At 32.5% G+C, this 16,677-nt stretch carries 12 protein-coding genes, 1 other RNA gene and 1 pseudogene; 6 read left to right on the top strand and 8 right to left on the bottom strand.

What is annotated here, in order from left to right:
* Positions 1-482 precede the first annotated feature (482 nt).
* Positions 483-647 (top strand): transposase, encoded by a 165-nt coding sequence (locus RTP99_RS27860; protein ID WP_080335331.1) that lies wholly within the window; start codon positions 483-485, stop codon positions 645-647.
* A gap of 633 nt (positions 648-1,280) precedes the next feature.
* Here RTP99_RS27860 and RTP99_RS13585 read toward each other — a convergent pair.
* Positions 1,281-1,445: a hypothetical protein gene (locus RTP99_RS13585; protein WP_001113126.1), complete on the bottom strand. Its 165-nt coding sequence runs from the start codon at positions 1,443-1,445 to the stop codon at positions 1,281-1,283.
* A gap of 330 nt (positions 1,446-1,775) precedes the next feature.
* Between RTP99_RS13585 and RTP99_RS13580 the strand changes: the two are divergent.
* Positions 1,776-2,430: pseudogene (locus tag RTP99_RS13580) on the top strand (IS6 family transposase).
* Between the two features lie 234 nt (positions 2,431-2,664).
* On the opposite strand, the gene RTP99_RS13575 reads toward RTP99_RS13580, so the two are convergent.
* Entirely contained in the window at positions 2,665-3,411 is a 747-nt protein-coding gene (locus RTP99_RS13575; RefSeq protein ID WP_001034071.1) for an HlyD family efflux transporter periplasmic adaptor subunit, read from the bottom strand.
* A 33-nt stretch (positions 3,412-3,444) separates the two neighbouring features.
* Positions 3,445-5,628 (bottom strand): peptidase domain-containing ABC transporter, encoded by a 2,184-nt coding sequence (locus tag RTP99_RS13570; protein ID WP_003291015.1) that lies wholly within the window; start codon positions 5,626-5,628, stop codon positions 3,445-3,447.
* Positions 5,629-5,865: 237 nt separating this feature from the next.
* Between RTP99_RS13570 and RTP99_RS13565 the strand changes: the two genes are divergently transcribed.
* Positions 5,866-6,048 (top strand): hypothetical protein, encoded by a 183-nt coding sequence (locus RTP99_RS13565; protein ID WP_000762778.1) that lies wholly within the window; start codon positions 5,866-5,868, stop codon positions 6,046-6,048.
* A gap of 166 nt (positions 6,049-6,214) precedes the next feature.
* On the opposite strand, the gene RTP99_RS13560 is transcribed toward RTP99_RS13565, so the two are convergent.
* Together RTP99_RS13560 and RTP99_RS13555 are read right to left on the bottom strand one after the other, a co-directional pair.
* The gene (locus RTP99_RS13560) at positions 6,215-7,084 is read right to left on the bottom strand and encodes an ISNCY family transposase (RefSeq protein ID WP_001996263.1); all 870 of its coding nucleotides are present in this window, start codon (positions 7,082-7,084) and stop codon (positions 6,215-6,217) included.
* Between the two features lie 184 nt (positions 7,085-7,268).
* On the bottom strand, positions 7,269-8,261 hold the full coding sequence (locus RTP99_RS13555; RefSeq protein WP_000907090.1) for a DUF4046 domain-containing protein: 993 nt from the start codon (positions 8,259-8,261) through the stop codon (positions 7,269-7,271).
* Between the two features lie 220 nt (positions 8,262-8,481).
* Here RTP99_RS13555 and RTP99_RS13550 point away from each other — a divergent pair, with 220 nt between their 5' ends.
* The 3 genes from RTP99_RS13550 (at position 8,482) to RTP99_RS13540 (ending at position 11,476) form a co-directional block, all read left to right on the top strand.
* On the top strand, positions 8,482-9,975 hold the full coding sequence (locus RTP99_RS13550; RefSeq protein ID WP_000412934.1) for a peptide MFS transporter: 1,494 nt from the start codon (positions 8,482-8,484) through the stop codon (positions 9,973-9,975).
* A 1,100-nt stretch (positions 9,976-11,075) separates the two neighbouring features.
* A complete protein-coding gene (locus RTP99_RS13545) occupies positions 11,076-11,255 on the top strand; it encodes a hypothetical protein (RefSeq protein WP_000774089.1) in 180 nt (59 codons plus the stop codon).
* Positions 11,256-11,332: 77 nt separating this feature from the next.
* A complete protein-coding gene (locus tag RTP99_RS13540) occupies positions 11,333-11,476 on the top strand; it encodes a hypothetical protein (RefSeq protein WP_000753821.1) in 144 nt (47 codons plus the stop codon).
* Between the two features lie 1,663 nt (positions 11,477-13,139).
* Here the strand turns inward: RTP99_RS13540 and ssrA are convergent.
* From ssrA to rnr, 3 genes are all read right to left on the bottom strand, one after another.
* Positions 13,140-13,494, bottom strand: a transfer-messenger RNA (tmRNA) gene (ssrA, locus tag RTP99_RS13535).
* Between the two features lie 126 nt (positions 13,495-13,620).
* The gene (smpB, locus tag RTP99_RS13530) at positions 13,621-14,088 is read right to left on the bottom strand and encodes an SsrA-binding protein (protein ID WP_001123901.1); all 468 of its coding nucleotides are present in this window, start codon (positions 14,086-14,088) and stop codon (positions 13,621-13,623) included.
* Between the two features lie 125 nt (positions 14,089-14,213).
* Entirely contained in the window at positions 14,214-16,634 is a 2,421-nt protein-coding gene (gene rnr / locus RTP99_RS13525; RefSeq protein ID WP_000391099.1) for a ribonuclease R, read from the bottom strand.
* Positions 16,635-16,677 lie beyond the last annotated feature (43 nt).

Below are 16,677 nucleotides of genomic sequence, written 5' to 3'. Positions count from 1 at the left end.
CGGAGAATTGGCAAGGAAACCTTAATTCAATCATGCAATTATGCATAATGTTTACAAATATAAATTTAGTAAATAATAAATATGGTAAAATAATGAGTGTGGATACACCCTCTAAAGCAGATTCTATCGAACAGCATAATATATTAATCATTTTAGAGGATATAGCGTCACTCTAATACCAATCACAATTTTCTTATATTTTATGCGCTAACGATTTATTGTATATAGATGATTCTATTTTATAGGATGTGTTTACACATATAATAAGGGGATAATACGTTAAATTTATATGAAATGAACGTAGTTCAAGTTGGGGGAAGGCATCTGAAAGGTGTCTTTTTTCTTACATTATCCCAATTTTTGATACATTTAAATTCAAATTTTTCTTGAGGGATTTTTGCAAAGTCAAAAAAGGATATCATGCAATTGTTGTACTACGCATCGATAAATAGTGATTTCAATATAAATTTTCTAATGTAGCGATTCATGAGTTCTACTCTCTTCGTTGGCGAATCAAAATCTTTTTTAAAGCGTGGAAATCATTTTTTCAGATTCATCACAATTTAAATATAAAAAAGGAACGGTTAGAGTGTCATATCTACGAGAAATTAATTATGATCTTATTATATTTTGCGGTGATATTCTAGATGCGACAATTACTACTCGTTAAAAAACAAAAAATTGACTGAACAAAAAGCAATATATATGATTTACATTTACCTTTCATTACCATATAAACAAATACAGGAGCAATCAAAAAATTAACAACATTCTTCGTTTATTTCGCCTGCTTGATAAAATGGATAGAAGTCGTATCGATATCGGAAGAAAATGATATTTGATACCTTAGGTATTGCATACGTACAACATTTATCAAAATAATATAGTTTTAAAAAACTTAGCCCGTAAGGTTCATTTGGTATGTCATTTTTCCATATATATCTTTTTCTCGAATTGTTACAATTTAACTTTTAATATATTATGTTTCCGTTAGCTTTATGGCGATGTTATCGTACTTTTTTTATTCTCTCTAAGATTTCGAAATACGCCCATAACCACATTTATTCATGATAATTAAATTTAATTTTTTCTTTTTGGGATAGGCTTGTTTTCTTAAATTGATAAATGTGTTGTGGGAACCTATGACAAAAGAAAAAGCAGCTAGTAGAAACTAACTGCTTTTTGCAAAAAAATCCAATGCAAAGGTACCTAAGAAAATAATTATCCACTTTTTTTCAACTATCTGATTTAATACAATTAATAAACTTATAATCTGCAAATCAAATTAAGATACTTGATATTAGCCAAATCATCCAGAAAAGAATTAAGCATTCAATTAAAATCCAAAATACTTTTTTTTCTGTTTTTTTAAATTCTTTTATTAAGGAAAAAATAGCACTAATTGCTACAAGGATGAAAAGAATGATTCGTATCATATCTGGCATTTTACCCACTCCCAGTGTTTGATTAGGTTCATTATATATTAATTTAAATATAATGAGAATTCCCCAATAAAAACTAAATGACATTTTAACAAAAGAACACGTTCCAGAGGTTATTGATTTTCTAAAAGAATTAAAAAAATCCAATGAAGACATTACATGATTAAATTCACAATAGCAAGGCAACAATACATCCCAGATTGTTGCCTTGCTGTAAGAGGAATCAAGAAATTCAGTTCTGTTAAAAAGCTTTAACAACTAGGCTAAACTTCTGCAAAATTGGGTGAGGAGAATCCTAAATGGGATGTTTTAAAGAAAAATAATGTAAAAAAGATATTATTTTGGCAGCTGCCCTTCCTGTACTATTGTCGCTTTTCTTTAAGCTTTCTTGATACCTCTGAAATGTTGAAGGAGCGTAGTATTTCAGTTCATTTTACAACTACCCTGCGCTAAATCCATAAATATAATCACCTAATCTATCAAATTTGAAAGAGGAAAAATTAAAGCTTAAAACTATCTTGACACTTGGGATGCAACCTATATAAAAATTAAAAAAGAATGGCGTTACCTATACCGTACAATTGATAGAGAAGGGTACACATTGGATTATTTAACTTCGTAAAAATGGGATCATGAGGCTACATATATCTTTATGAAAAGGCTAGTAAAAATATCTAGAGAACAAATGTTCCTAACAACAGATAAACTACCAATATTACTTTTTGCATTCAAAAAATTAAAAGAACACATCATTTATAAACATACAACACATTGTACAATCAAGCATTTGAATAATTTTATAGAACCAAACCATAGACATGTCAAAGGCCACTTTACCAAATCTACAGGATTTCAAGGTCTTCACTACCCTTCGCGTACCTTGAAAGAAATCGAAACATTTCATGCTATATATAAACGAAAACGCAGTTTACAACCAAACTGCGTTTTCATTTACAATGAATTATTTCAATCACCAAAAATTGCATAACATTTAAATATAATTTAACGAATTCCCCAACCACTAATTAGCTTTGCAACAGAGCTATTTCTAAAAAGATATTTTCCAATTCTTCTCTAAAAGGTCACCCTAAGGAGAAAGAACAAATCCACATACAAACGAAATACTCAAAATAAAAATTATAGATATTCATATACTAAATTCACTTCTATTTTTCCACTATCATCAATGCCTGTTATTACTCTATTCATATTGTTTGCACTACTAATTAGATATAAAATCTAATTTTTTTAATACAAAGTTCCATATTGATTCTTCTCCTACTACTATAGATGCTTTACCTGTCATACCTATATATACTTGTTGCAACTCTTTTGAATCTATGTTTGCTTCTAATTCATACACATAGTCTTTCATTTCCTTATCAAAAATAGGATATGATGATTTGTATGTTATTTTCCCTACTTGCTTAGTGGAATTTTTTAATCTAAAGGAGTAATTTACCGTATCTCCTTCTTTAATACCGGCTATTTCTTGAGGATGTATTAATATTTTTATCTTTTTTTTGGCTTCTTTTGGAATAATAGAGACCACTTCTTGTCCATACTCAATCAAATCTCCATTGTTAAATATTTTATGTAATTGTACGATACCGTCTTGGGGAGCTTTTAAAGTTATTTTTTTATTTTGATGGTTCATTTCTCCTTCTTCACCTTGTTTCTCTATAACTTGCATTAAAGCTTCTCCCTTCTTCACCTTATCCCCCGTATGAACGAACATTTCATCTACGATACCTATACTTTGCGCTCGAACTATACCTATATCTGATTCCCCCTGTACAATTGCCGTTCCTTTACTAACTATCTCCATTCTACCTAAATATATCCAAATTAAAACTCCTAAAAAAAACAATAAAAGAAAGCCAAGCAACCAAGTAATAAAGCGAGGCGGCTTCTTCTCTAACAACTCTATGCTATCCGTTAACTCTTTAAAGGAATAAATTTTGTTCATGTTGATTTCCCCACATTTTATATGATTATTTTTCTATATACCTATATGCTCTACATGCACAGTTTGATTCTTCCAAAGACGATAATATTCAGATTTCCGGAATAATAATTCTTCATGTGAGCCTTGCTCTAAAATGTTTCCTTTTTCCATTACAAAAATCTTATTAGCATGCTTTATTGTACTTAATCTATGTGCAATCATAATAATTGTTATACCTTGCTTTCCCAATTCTTTTAACATATCTGTAATACGCTTCTCAGTCGATGAATCTAAATTACTTGTTGCTTCATCCAAAATTAAAATATCTGGTTTCTTTAAAAGCGCTCTTGCAATAGCTAACCGTTGTCTTTGTCCACCTGACAAATTCGATGCATTTTCCTCTAAAAAAGTTTCATAACGTAATGGCAAATCACTAATAAATTCATGAGCAGCAGCTTGTTTACAAGCTTGTATTACTTCCTTCAATGTAACTTCACTTTCTAGGCCAAATTTTAAATTGTCAAAAATAGAAGCACTAAAGAAAAATGATTCTTGAGAAACATATGCAATTCGGTTTCTTAAGGCACTTCGATTAATTTCCTTAATATGATAATCGTCATAATAGATATTACCTTCTTGTGGTTCATAATAGTTCATTAAAAGTTTTGAAATCGTAGTTTTCCCTGATCCACTTTCTCCAACAAAGGCAATTTGATCTCCTGGCTCGATAGAAAAACTTATATTGTTTAAAACATTTTTACGTGTGCCGTATCGGAAAGAAACATTAGAACATTCTATCTGTCCAGACAATCTCTTAGGGGATACTTTATTGTATTCCTTATCACCTTTTTCTGCTTCTAATTCTAAAATTTCATTTAATCTTTCCCCAGCAACTAATGCAGATTGCATTGTAGGTTGTATTCCAATTAAATTCTCAATAGGATTTAAAAAATAAGCCAGAAGTGCATTATATGTAATTAACTCACCAATTGTCATATTACCATGTAAAACCTGTATAGCTCCGACCCAAAGAATAACGGTTCCTCCAATTAATTCAATGCCTAATTTAAGAGAGCCTTGTAAATTCGATAATACACCTCTCTTAAATACATGTCGCATTAAATTAATAAAACGACCTTCTGTTTGGAAAAAAACCTCTTTTTCTGCATTATAAGACTTTACGGTAGCAATCCCATTCAATGATTCCACTAAATACGATGTTAATTTTGCATTACTTTCCATTTCTTCTCTATTAATATTTTGATATGGTTTATGAAATAGAAAGATAATCAATACATAAAAAGGAACAAGTAACAATGTCACTCCAAACAGAATCGGACTATGTGAATATAATAAAATTGCTCCTAACATGACCATTACAGTATCAATCATCAATGTAACAGTTATTGTAGACAATGCTTCACGTATTTTGCTGGCATCCATAAATCTAGAAATAATTTCCCCAACTTTTCTTGTTTCAAAAAAATTCATAGGTAGCCCTACTACATGACGATAATATCCAAGCATCAATTGAATATCGATTCGTCTGCTTAAATATAAAATTAAATGTGTCCTAAAATAAGAAAGCAATATTTTAAAAATATAGAGCACAATAACCCCAATAGATACAAAATGTAGCGTCTGTAACAACTGATCCGTAACAATATCATCAATTAAAAATTTAAAATAGAAAGCACCAGCAAAACCAAATATATTAAAAAATATTGATGCAATAAACATTGGCAATAATAAGTTGACCTGTGGTTTTAATAATGCCATAAACTGTGAAATTGTTCCTTGAGTCATATTCTCCTTTTTAAAGTCTTGTCTAGGCATCATTAATACCAAAATATTTGTCCAAATCTTACAAAAATCTTCAAATGTATAACTTACAAGACCTTTTCCTGGATCAGCCACATAAATTTTATTTTTCTTTACTTTATAAATGACTACATAATGTAATAATCCGTCATTCATCACTACATGTGCAATGGCTGGTAGCGGAATTTCTTTCAACGCATCTGAATCAGTAGCCCTGACACCTTTTACTTCAAATTTCAATTTCTCCCCAGCTTCTAATAACCCCTGTATATTTGTACCATTTAAATCTGTCCCAGCTATCTCACGAATTTTTGAAATAGATATAGAAAGTCCATAATATTTGGATATCATCGCTAAACATGCAGGGCCACAATCCTGTAAATCATTTTGCGCTATAAATTTTAATTTTCCTCTCAATTTTTTTCCTTCTTTCTTAAGTAATAATTTAAATCTTTCAAACTAAAAAAGAATCTACTTTTCAGTATATTAACATTTTAAATTAAATTAACGATAAATAACAGTATATTAAAAGAATAATTTCTTTTGAGATAATTCAAAAAAGTTATAGACAGATACATATAATATTGTATAATATTGTATATGGTAATAAATAATATATTATCATATATAACATTTGCGATTGGAGCGATTATAATGAAACTAGACACAACAAAATTAGAAGCATTAAACACAAAAGAGGTTACAGAAATTGAAGGTGGCGGAGCTGGAAAATGGATTTTCAGAGCTGGCGTGTGGTTCTTCACTGAATACCCAAAATCTGGAGGTCCAGAAATTGAAGCAAGCTATAAGTATGGACAACCTGGACGTAGAATGTAATTAAAAGTTTTTATATAAAAAATCCCTATTAAAAATTTAATAGGGATTTTTTATAATTTTAATAAAGCTCTTAAGGTAGATTTTCCTTTCTTAAGAGATACTTGTAACAAGTAAAAAAGATACTAGTTTCATGAAAAATTAATTTCAGGTTGATGGTGTTGCAAAACTAAAATAAATATGCAATGTTATGAATTAGAAAAACTAGCTGAACATGCAATAGATAGCGATTTTGACCATACCAGCGTGGCTGTTCCAGCCCTTTATCTTTGAGTTTACTAAACTGTTGTTCAATTTTCCCACGTTCTTTCATCAATTGTTTGCCAAGGATGGTTTGTATAAAATGAGATAATACACGGCGATGTGTACTCTTATTTTGTTCACCATTCCTCGGATTGATTGGATTCATGGCAAAGACGTTACATGTTCGCGCAATTTCATAAATGCGTTGACTATCATAAGCAGCATCTGCAACGGAAAATAACACATTTTGGTCTTGTATATCCTGAAGCAATACAGGAGCCATTTTGCTATCATGGACGTTCGCTGTTGTAAACGCGTAAGACAACACAACACCTTCTGGTGTTGAACAAACATGAGCCTTATATCCTTTATACCAACCATAACGGGTAGATTTTCCCCATTTCGCTTGTGAATCATATAAACTACTCCGTAAGGCAGTACTATCGATTAATACACAAGGAATCAGCTCTAAATTTAGTTCCTGAAGAACCTTTTCATGAATGATTGGAATACCCTTTTCACGAAACCAAGTACCTACACGTGAAAAAGTAGAAACGTGAGGAACGAAATATAAACCACAAGATACACGGAATGAAGGATATTGATGCAAGAAACGTGTTAATTTGCGTAAAGAGTCAATTTGAAATACAGTTTTCAAGAAAAAACATTTCAGTAAAGCTTTTCTACAGATTGGTGGGCGACCTGTCACAGGCGGAACGCCTCCAATAGTTAAACTGTCTACGTATGCAAATAAAATCTGTAAAATGGATTGATTCTCATCAAATTTGGTTATCATACTAGTAAATCCGTCCTTTCTGGGGATAGTTTGGCTTACTATCATTCTTCCAGGAAAACGGATTTTTTTATGCATTCATTTTTGGATATTTATGAGTTTTGCAACAACCTCCAGGTTATCACAATTAAAATGTTTATAAATATATCTTTATATTTATAAACTACTTATTTACTTTCAAAAAGGTTTATTTCTCATTATAGCCTTTTAGCATGTTTCTTTCGAAGCGATTGGGATATAAATCATTTATCATTGCATATGGACTTCCATTCCAGTAGTTCTTTAGTGGCGTCCACAATTTTTGCTTTATTAACCATTTTTGACTATAAACACTTAATAATTGTTCCACTGTCAATTTTTCTTTTTCTTCAATAGTCCACCTTAGTGCTTCTAAACCTCTTTGTTTAGTCCAAAAACGAGCTGGCGTTACCTTGAATTCCCATTCTTTAAAACGATTGGGATATAAATCATTTATCATTGCATATGGACTATTATTCCAGAATATTTGACATGCTGACGCTAAATTATTTTCATTTAACCATCTTATATTATAAGATTCCAACAATTCTTCAATAGACAAACTTTCTTTTTCCTCGATAGTCCATTTTAATACTTCTAATGCTTTTTCTTTAGTCCAGAATTTATTAGGTGTCATTGTTAATTCCCATTCTTTAAAACGATTGGGATATAAATCATTTATCATCGCATATGGACTTCCATTCCAATACATCATTAAAGGTGCAGCAAGTTTATTTTTTTCTATCCATTTTTTATTATAAATTTTTAATAAATCTTCATCCGATAATTGTTCCTGTTGTTCAATAATCCATCTTAATATTTCTAATGCCTTTTCTTTATTCCAAAAGTTTAAAGGTGTCATTCCAAATTCCCACTCTTTAAAACGATTCGGGTATACATCATCTATCATTTTATATGGGCTATTATTATACCTATGTTTAAGTAGACCTCGTAATCTATATTTTACAATCAATGGAGTATTCCATTTTCGCTTGATGTCTTCTTCTTCCCATTTTAAAATTATTTCAATTAAATATCGAGTCACTCTTCGAGCTAATTCATTATCTTTGTCTTCTTTCCATGTATTTGCAGGGAACCTACTTTTTTTTCCATCTAATATTTCTTGATAGATATCCTCTATAGCAACTGCTTGTATCAACAATTTCTGCCCCCCTAAAAAATATTATGATGTTCATTTCTTAAATGATTCCAATAACTTACGAATAGTGTTAATTATAATAATATCATATAAAATGAAATTATTTAGTATTTTATATAATGTCAAATAATTATTCCAGTAAATATTTATTTTAAATTTCTAATTCTTCAGTTATACTAAAATAGTATAATTTTATCTGAGTATATAAAAGGAGCCTAGAATTATGGAAAAACTAGAAACAAAAGATATTTTTCAGACTATTCCGCAAAAGGGTTTTTTTGGACATCCTAAAGGATTACTCACTTTATTCTTCACAGAATTTTGGGAGAGATTCTCTTATTATGGTATGAGAGCCATATTACTTTACTATATGTATTATTCAATTTCACAAGGTGGTCTAGGAATTGATCATGCAACTGCAGCATCAATTATGGCCATTTATGGATCTCTAGTTTACATGTCCGGTATTATTGGGGGCTGGATTTCCGATCGTCTATTGGGATCAAGTAGAACTGTTTTTTGGGGTGGGGTTTTAATTATGATTGGCCACCTTATTTTATCACTACCTGGTAGTATAAGTACTTTATTTATTTCTATGGTATTTCTAGTACTGGGGACAGGGCTATTAAAACCGAACGTATCTAGTATTGTTGGGAACCTATATAGTGAAACAGATACACGCCGAGACTCCGGATTCAGTATTTTCTATATGGGAATTAACTTAGGTGCATTTTTATCTCCTTTTATCGTTGGTACACTAGGTCAACAGTACAATTTCCATCTTGGTTTTGGGGTTGCTGCTATCGGTATGATGGTAGGATTACTCTTCTTTGTACTGACAAGAAAGAAAAATCTTGGCTTAGCCGGTGCTCAAATACCCAACCCTTTAACAGTAAGCGAACGAAAAACTGTACTTAAGCAATTTAGTATCGGTATTATAGTTATAGCCTTAGTGTGTTTTGCAACTATACCAACAGGGATCTTAACTATTAACCGATTTACTTTATTAGTAAGTATTTTAGGAATAATCATTCCTTCTTGTTATTTTATTTTTATGTACCGTAGTCCCAAAACTACAAAAATTGAAAAGTCACGTCTTATTGCATATATACCATTATTTATTGCTGCTACAATGTTCTGGGCTATTCAAGAACAAGGAGCTATAATTTTAGCTACATATGCTGATCAACGTACTCAGTTACAATTTGCAGGATTTAATCTACAATCTTCATGGTTCCAATCATTAAATCCTATTTACATCGTTTTATTAGCACCTGTTTTTGCTTGGTTGTGGGTAAAACTTAATTCGCGTCAACCCAGTACAGCAAATAAGTTTGCTATAGGATTATTGTTTGCTGGTTTATCATTCTTAGTTATGATTATTCCAGCTTATGTTCATGGCACCCAATCTTTAGTAAGTCCTATCTGGTTAGTAATTAGCTTCCTTTTAGTAGTAATTGGAGAACTTTGTTTATCACCCGTAGGATTATCAATAACAACAAAATTAGCACCAGCTGCTTTCTCTGCTCAAACAATGAGTTTATGGTTTTTAACTAGTGCAGCTGCACAAGCTATAAATGCACAAATCGTTCGGTTGTATACCCCAGAGACAGAAATTATTTATTTCGGTGTAATTGGTGGCCTTTCAATACTACTAAGCGTGATTTTATATTTTATGGCACCAAAAATTCAAGAATTAATGAAAGGTATAAAATAGAACACCGGATTTTCATATCTCCCACTAATCTTCAAAAATTCTTTAAGATTTTACAAATGCACTAGTAGTAATTACTAGTGCATTTTCTCATTAATTGACCTATAAAAGATATCCATTTATTTTTTATTATCAATTGTTTAATTAAAATAATGATTTGGAACAAGCATTATTGGTTTAATCATTTTACATCCAAATGTTTTAATTAAATAAAATAAACGTGTAGACTAATGGCTAAACTTCATCAATCAAATAAAATCCCTAACAAATACTATATCTTTTTATCAAAAATTCAATAACACATTGAATTTCTCTCTTATCTGCAGTTTAATTTTTGGCATGATATAAAAGTATCATAATACCACTACAAAGTTATATATCTTGTTCTTCTCCATTAACTTTTATCTTCCATATGTATTACCAATCTATTAAAGATTGCTTATTAGACATTGCTTCAAACCGTAGCCTTGCTTATTATTTAAAGTTTTCCCGATACGATTTGACCATATCATAAAAATGGTTTTCGCCAATTATTGTATTAACAAAATTCCATCATACAACACTGCACAGTTGATGGTACCTCCTTTAATCCTTTGAAAAACATATAGTTTATAGAGATCTAATTTACTTGGCTTTCTCTCTACTTTCTTTTTTGATGATAATTCCTTTTGGTTAGACATATTCCCGAATAAAATTAGAATAAAACTCCATTCATTCAGATATTGCTATAATTGCCTAGACCTTTTGATGAACTGACTAACTATCTCCACAATTTCTTCAATCCATCATTTATATTATCTGATATTCACAAAAAAATTCAGTTTTCTTTTCTTTCCATACATAATCATTTTATGTCCTCACCAACATTAATTTCAGCCCTAAATCTAATTATATTTTATTATTTTCAAATAACTATTGAAAATTAATCTTTCTCTTTAACACTATTTCCAATTAGAATATAGTTATTTTTCAGTAAATAAAAATTAGATAAACGGATAAGAATATTCTAAAAAAACTAGACAAAATGAAAAAATTGTATATAATAGTATTTGTATATAAGATTTGGAATATACAAATACATTTTATAATAGGAGGAATTTTTTATGAAATTAAATACAGCAAAGTTAGAAGCTTTAAGTCAAAAAGAAATCGAAAAAACTGAAGGTGGCGCTCCTTATTATATTTACGTAGCTGGAAAATGGTTTTTAAAAAACTATCCAACATCTGGTGGACCAGAAATCGAAATGAGCTACAAATATGGACAACCTGGCCGTAGAATGTAGTAACAAATCCTACTAAGAATTTATCAACAATATATCTCTATATCTTTATAACTTGTAGAAAAGAAAGGGGTATTAAAATGAAAAAAACCACATGTATTGAATTAACTTCTAAAGAACTATTAAATATTAATGGTGGGAAAACTATTGCAACAAACGCAACATACTATCCTAATAAATGGGCGAAATCAGTCGGAAAATGGATAGCATCAAAAATTAAATAGCGTGTTATATAATTTCCAAATAAACCTTAAAGTTCTATAAAATGCAACCTTTATAAAGAACATTCAAAAAAATCTATGCTACATTAAGAAGATGATTTCTGTACTCAACAGGAGTCATCTTCTTTAAATTCCATTGGTATTTATATTTATTATAGTATTTTACTTAATTCTTAACTTCGATTTTCGGCTATGCTAAGGATTCACATGACTTATGTATACTTTATCTTTGAAGTAACCCCAAAAATGATTCTGATGGGACATTACCCCCAACAATTTTCTCCTTCTTGACATGTATTGACTTAATCCATATTTCTTGACCAACTTTTAATATGTAGAACTTGTATAGTGAGCTCCTTGTTCAAAATGAATAAACGTTCCTTTAGCTAATTTTATTCGTCTATTTTTTTAGTTTTACAAGGGGTACAGTAACATCACCATCAAGCTAAGAAAATTGTACTTACAAAAATACGTATAAATTCATCTCCTGTTATTAAATCAAAAATTGCATACGAAATAGCCCTAACGGGCTACAACTTTTTTAAAGTGTATTCATCTTATTTTTCTATATACTGCTCGTAGTAATACCTAAGGTATCAAATACAGCTTTCTTCCGATAACTATTTTATTTTCGTCCATTTTATCAAGCAGGCAAATAAATGAAGAGAATAGAATTCATGAAAAAATTCTTTTGAAACATATTCCGATAGAATATTTGTAATATATACATTGATATCTTGTAATTTTTTGTTGAGTCACTAAAAATCAAGTTTTTCTTTTGTCTTTGTAAAATCAAGTTTTCCTACGTTGCGCTTCTTGATTAGGAATAAATCTATAAATCACAGTTTTTACGGAAAGCTAATAATCACCCCCAACATAAGAGCTCCTTTTTGTTGGATTGCACTCTAGATCTATCAAACTAAAATAACCTAAATCTCGTATACAGAGGTCCTATAAAGCAACGGTATGTTGAACTACCTTTCCATAATTCATATCATTTTCTTTCGCAGGGCTAAATGTAACATGTAAAAATTGACCACTCGATCAATAATATTATAATTGTATTTTCACTCCAAAAGCCTTCCCGTTTCCACCTGAACCAGGGGAAACTGCTGTTAGTTGAGCTGAAACTTAAAATGTAGTGACATCTAAAATTCTAATCCACCAAAAATATCTTGGAAAAGAAGAGGGGAGTGACATAGTAGCTAATAATTATTTTTTTGTAATAGGTGTGGGAAGCATGAACGTAAAAATTCCAATGCTTTTGCGTTTAATCACCGCATAGCCTTGTCAGAAAATAACCAGCAATATCTTAGCCCATTCCAATACATAAAGCAGCTAAGTAAAAAAGGGTTTAAAAATCCAAAAAATATTTACAGTTCATAATAAAGAATATAAGGCGGAGAATGAGAAGTTGAAAACGAGAGAACTTCTTACTTCAAAACCAAGGGAATCCTTTTATAGATTTCCCGAGTATATGGACAAAAGAGAACTTCTTCGTTATACACAATATCTGATAAAAAATTAAAAATTCGATGTTTTTGTATTCATAGATAATAAAACAAAGCATAAATTGTCCTAATATAATTTAAACCATAAGTTGTCCAAAACGGACAACTTATGGTTTAAATTACAAAACAAAATAAAAAAACCACCAAATATGTATTGGTGGAGACGGTGGGAGTCGAACCCACGTCCAAAAATATCGGCACTTAAGCTTCTACGAGTGTAGTCGATATATTAGCATTTCGCAAACTCTTCAGCCTATCGACAGGCTTCCAAGTTGCTAGTCTGGTTGTTCTCTTCCTTTGTCCTCAGACGGCGAACTCCGGCGTAGTCCACTTAGTTTGAGTCCCTTACCCTACCACATGGACGATGGAGGGAGGAACCTTTAGTGCAATTAAGCAGCTAAAGAAAGATTGTTTTGTTTGCCAATTATAGGCTTTGACGTTTTAACGAGGCCGATCCCCTCGACTCGCAACCTAAGCTCGAACTATCCCTGTCGAATCCGTAACGTCCCCATGATAAAAATGGAGCATACGAAGAAAATTTCGTGATAGCTACTAAGAGCTGTTTTTCAATGTGCAACAATCTTACATAAGTTATTATAACATACGCGCGCCGTTTTACAAATGTAAATATCTGTATTACATCTTTTGACGATCACGGAACGCGCGTGCAATTTCACGTTTTGCTTCTTTCTCTTTTAAATCGTGACGCTTATCATATTGTTTCTTACCTTTTGCTAAACCAAGTGCCATTTTCGCAAATCCATTTTTCAAATAGATTTTAAGTGGAACTAATGCATATCCTGTTTCTTTTGCAGCTCCTGCTAATTTATCAATTTCTTTTTTATGCAGAAGTAACTTTCTCGTGCGAAGCGGATCATGGTTGAAACGATTCCCTTGTTCGTACGTACTAATATGCATATTATGAACCCATACTTCACCATTATGTACACGAGCAAATGCATCTTTCAAGTTCACGCGTCCAGCGCGAATCGACTTAATTTCCGTTCCTTGAAGGACAAGCCCTGCTTCGTATGTTTCTTCGATGAAATAATCATGAAAAGCTTTTTTATTTTGTGCAATAACCTTACCTGAACCTTTTGGCATATAACGTCCCTCCTCTATTTTTACTATTGTAACAAATGTGAACAAAAAGCGAAAGTGGCTCGCTCTCAAGCCACCAAGAAAAAAGAAAAAGCCTCGCTTTTCATCAAAGCGAAGCCATCCTTTTCTTACTTACGCTTTTTCTTTTTCTTCTTAAATCCTGGTACGTTTTCGAAGAATGCTTTTTTCTTCTTGCCGTTACCATCTTTTTTCCCTGGTTGACTAGCGGACGCGGATGCAGATCCTCTTCCTTTACCTTTGCCACCACGGTCAAATTTTCTACCTGTGCCACGTTCTCCGCCGCGCTCATTACTGCGTTCGCTACGTCCGCCGCGTTTCTTTCTGCCTGTTCTTGGCTGTTCGATCACGACTGGACGATCTTTGAACTTACGACGAGGCGTACCTTTCATGCCAACGATTTCAAAGTCGATTGCACGCTCGTCTTTATTTACGTTAATAACGCGAATTGTAATTTCGTCACCGATGCGGAATACGTTACCTGTACGTTCTCCAATCATTGCGAAATGCTGCTCATCATAACGGTAGTAATCATCCGTTAAGTAGCTAACGTGTACAAGACCTTCAATTGTATTTGGAAGCTCTACGAATAAACCGAAGTTTGTTACAGAGCTAATCATACCGTCATACTCTTCGCCGATCTTATCAACCATATACTCTGCTTTTTTCATTTCGTCTGTTTCACGTTCTGCTTCAACAGCACGGCGTTCCATATTAGAAGAATGATCTGCAATCTCAGGTAATTTTTCACGCCATTTTGCTTGCGTTTCATTATCGACTTTACCATTAATGATATATTCACGAATCAATCTGTGAACAATCGTATCTGGGTAACGACGAATTGGTGATGTGAAATGCGTGTAGAACTCAGTTGATAGACCAAAATGTCCTAAGCTTTCTGCATCGTAACGTGCTTGCTTCATAGAACGAAGCATTACTGTCGAAATAACTACTTCTTCTGGTTGCCCTTGAACCATTTCAAGAATTTGTTGCAGCGCACGAGGATGTACTTCATTCGCACGTCCTTTTACCGCATATCCGAAGTTCGTTACAAACTCGAAGAAACGCTCTAGCTTATCTTCTTTCGGATCTTCATGGACACGATACATAAATGGTACGTTCATCCAGTGGAAATGCTCTGCTACTGTTTCGTTCGCAACAAGCATAAATTCTTCAATTAACTTCTCTGATACAGAACGATCACGCATAACAACGTCTGTCGGTTTTCCTTCTTCATCTACTAATACTTTTGCTTCTTTAAAGTCAAAGTCGATTGCACCGCGACGCATACGTTTTTCACGTAAAATTTGTGCTAATTGCCCCATCTCTTTAAACATCGGTACAAGTGGCTCATAGCGCTTAATTAATTCTTCGTCCTCATCTTCTAAAATGCTTCTTACGTCAGCATACGTCATACGCTCTGTCGTTTTAATTACACTTTGGAAAATCTCGTGTTTTACAACGTCACCTAAGTTGTTGATTTCCATTTCACAAGATAATGTCAGACGATCTACTTTCGGATTTAATGAACAAATACCGTTAGATAGACGGTGCGGAATCATCGGAATTACACGGTCAACAAGATATATACTCGTCGCTCTCTCCGCTGCTTCTACATCAATTGGAGAACCTTCTTGGACGTAATGACTTACATCCGCAATATGAACGCCAAGTTTATAGTTACCGTTCTCGAGCTTCGTTACTGTAACAGCGTCATCTAAATCTTTCGCGTCTGCACCGTCAATCGTTACGATCATTTGGTCACGCAGGTCACGGCGATCTTTTAAATCTTCTTCTGAAATCGTTTCTGGTACACTGTTTGCATGTTCCATCACTTCTTCAGGGAACGCTAAAGGCAAGTGATGTTTATGAATGACAGATAAAATATCTACTCCTGGATCATTTTTATGACCTAGAATTTGAATAACTTCACCTTCCGCACTTAAACGATTCTCTGGGTAGCTCGTAATTTTCACAACTACTTTATGACCTTCTACAGCGCCCATTGATGCGCTTTTCAATACGAAAATGTCACTTGTCCAGCGCTTATTGTCAGGTATAACAAATCCAAAGTTTTTGGACTCTGTATATGTACCAACTAGTTCTTTCGTTCCGCGTTCTAAAATGCGTACAATGGAACCTTCTTGACGCGAACCACTCGATTGAGAACTAAGGCGGGCTAATACTGTATCACCATGAAGCGCACCGTTTAATTCTGTAGGCGGAATGAAAAGATCATCGTCTCCTGTTTTCTTCTCGTCTGGTACAACAAACGCAAAGCCACGTGCATGTCCAATTAACTTACCACGTACTAAATTCATTTTTTCAGGAAGACCGTAACGGTTGCTACGAGTACGAATAACAAGTCCCTTCTCTTCCATCGTTACAAGCGCCTTTACAAAATCTTTAAAGCCCTCAGAACCTTCAATCCCAAACGCCTCTTCTAACTCTTGTATCGTTAGCGGTTTATACGCTTCTTCTCTCATAAATAATAACAACTTATCAATATGTTCTTGTATGATTTCTTCCAAGCAAAAATACCTCCTTTAAACCCTTATATTATTTAGTGTATCC

The organism is Bacillus sp. (in: firmicutes) (assembly GCF_031983925.1).
Lineage (GTDB): Bacteria > Bacillota > Bacilli > Bacillales > Bacillaceae_G > Bacillus_A > Bacillus_A pacificus.
This window is presented reverse-complemented; position numbering and strand designations above follow the sequence as displayed.

Excerpts from the sequence above, each read along its gene's own strand:
- smpB (WP_001123901.1), bottom strand. The coding sequence starts at position 14,088 with ATGCCAAAAGGTTCAGGTAAGGTTATTGCACAAAATAAAAAAGCTTTT.
- RTP99_RS13585 (WP_001113126.1), bottom strand. The coding sequence starts at position 1,445 with ATGCCAGATATGATACGAATCATTCTTTTCATCCTTGTAGCAATTAGT.
- RTP99_RS13560 (WP_001996263.1), bottom strand. The coding sequence starts at position 7,084 with ATGATAACCAAATTTGATGAGAATCAATCCATTTTACAGATTTTATTT.
- RTP99_RS13540 (WP_000753821.1), top strand. The coding sequence starts at position 11,333 with ATGAAAAAAACCACATGTATTGAATTAACTTCTAAAGAACTATTAAAT.
- RTP99_RS13545 (WP_000774089.1), top strand. The coding sequence starts at position 11,076 with ATGAAATTAAATACAGCAAAGTTAGAAGCTTTAAGTCAAAAAGAAATC.
- RTP99_RS13565 (WP_000762778.1), top strand. The coding sequence starts at position 5,866 with ATGAAACTAGACACAACAAAATTAGAAGCATTAAACACAAAAGAGGTT.
- RTP99_RS13550 (WP_000412934.1), top strand. The coding sequence starts at position 8,482 with ATGGAAAAACTAGAAACAAAAGATATTTTTCAGACTATTCCGCAAAAG.
- RTP99_RS13575 (WP_001034071.1), bottom strand. The coding sequence starts at position 3,411 with ATGAACAAAATTTATTCCTTTAAAGAGTTAACGGATAGCATAGAGTTG.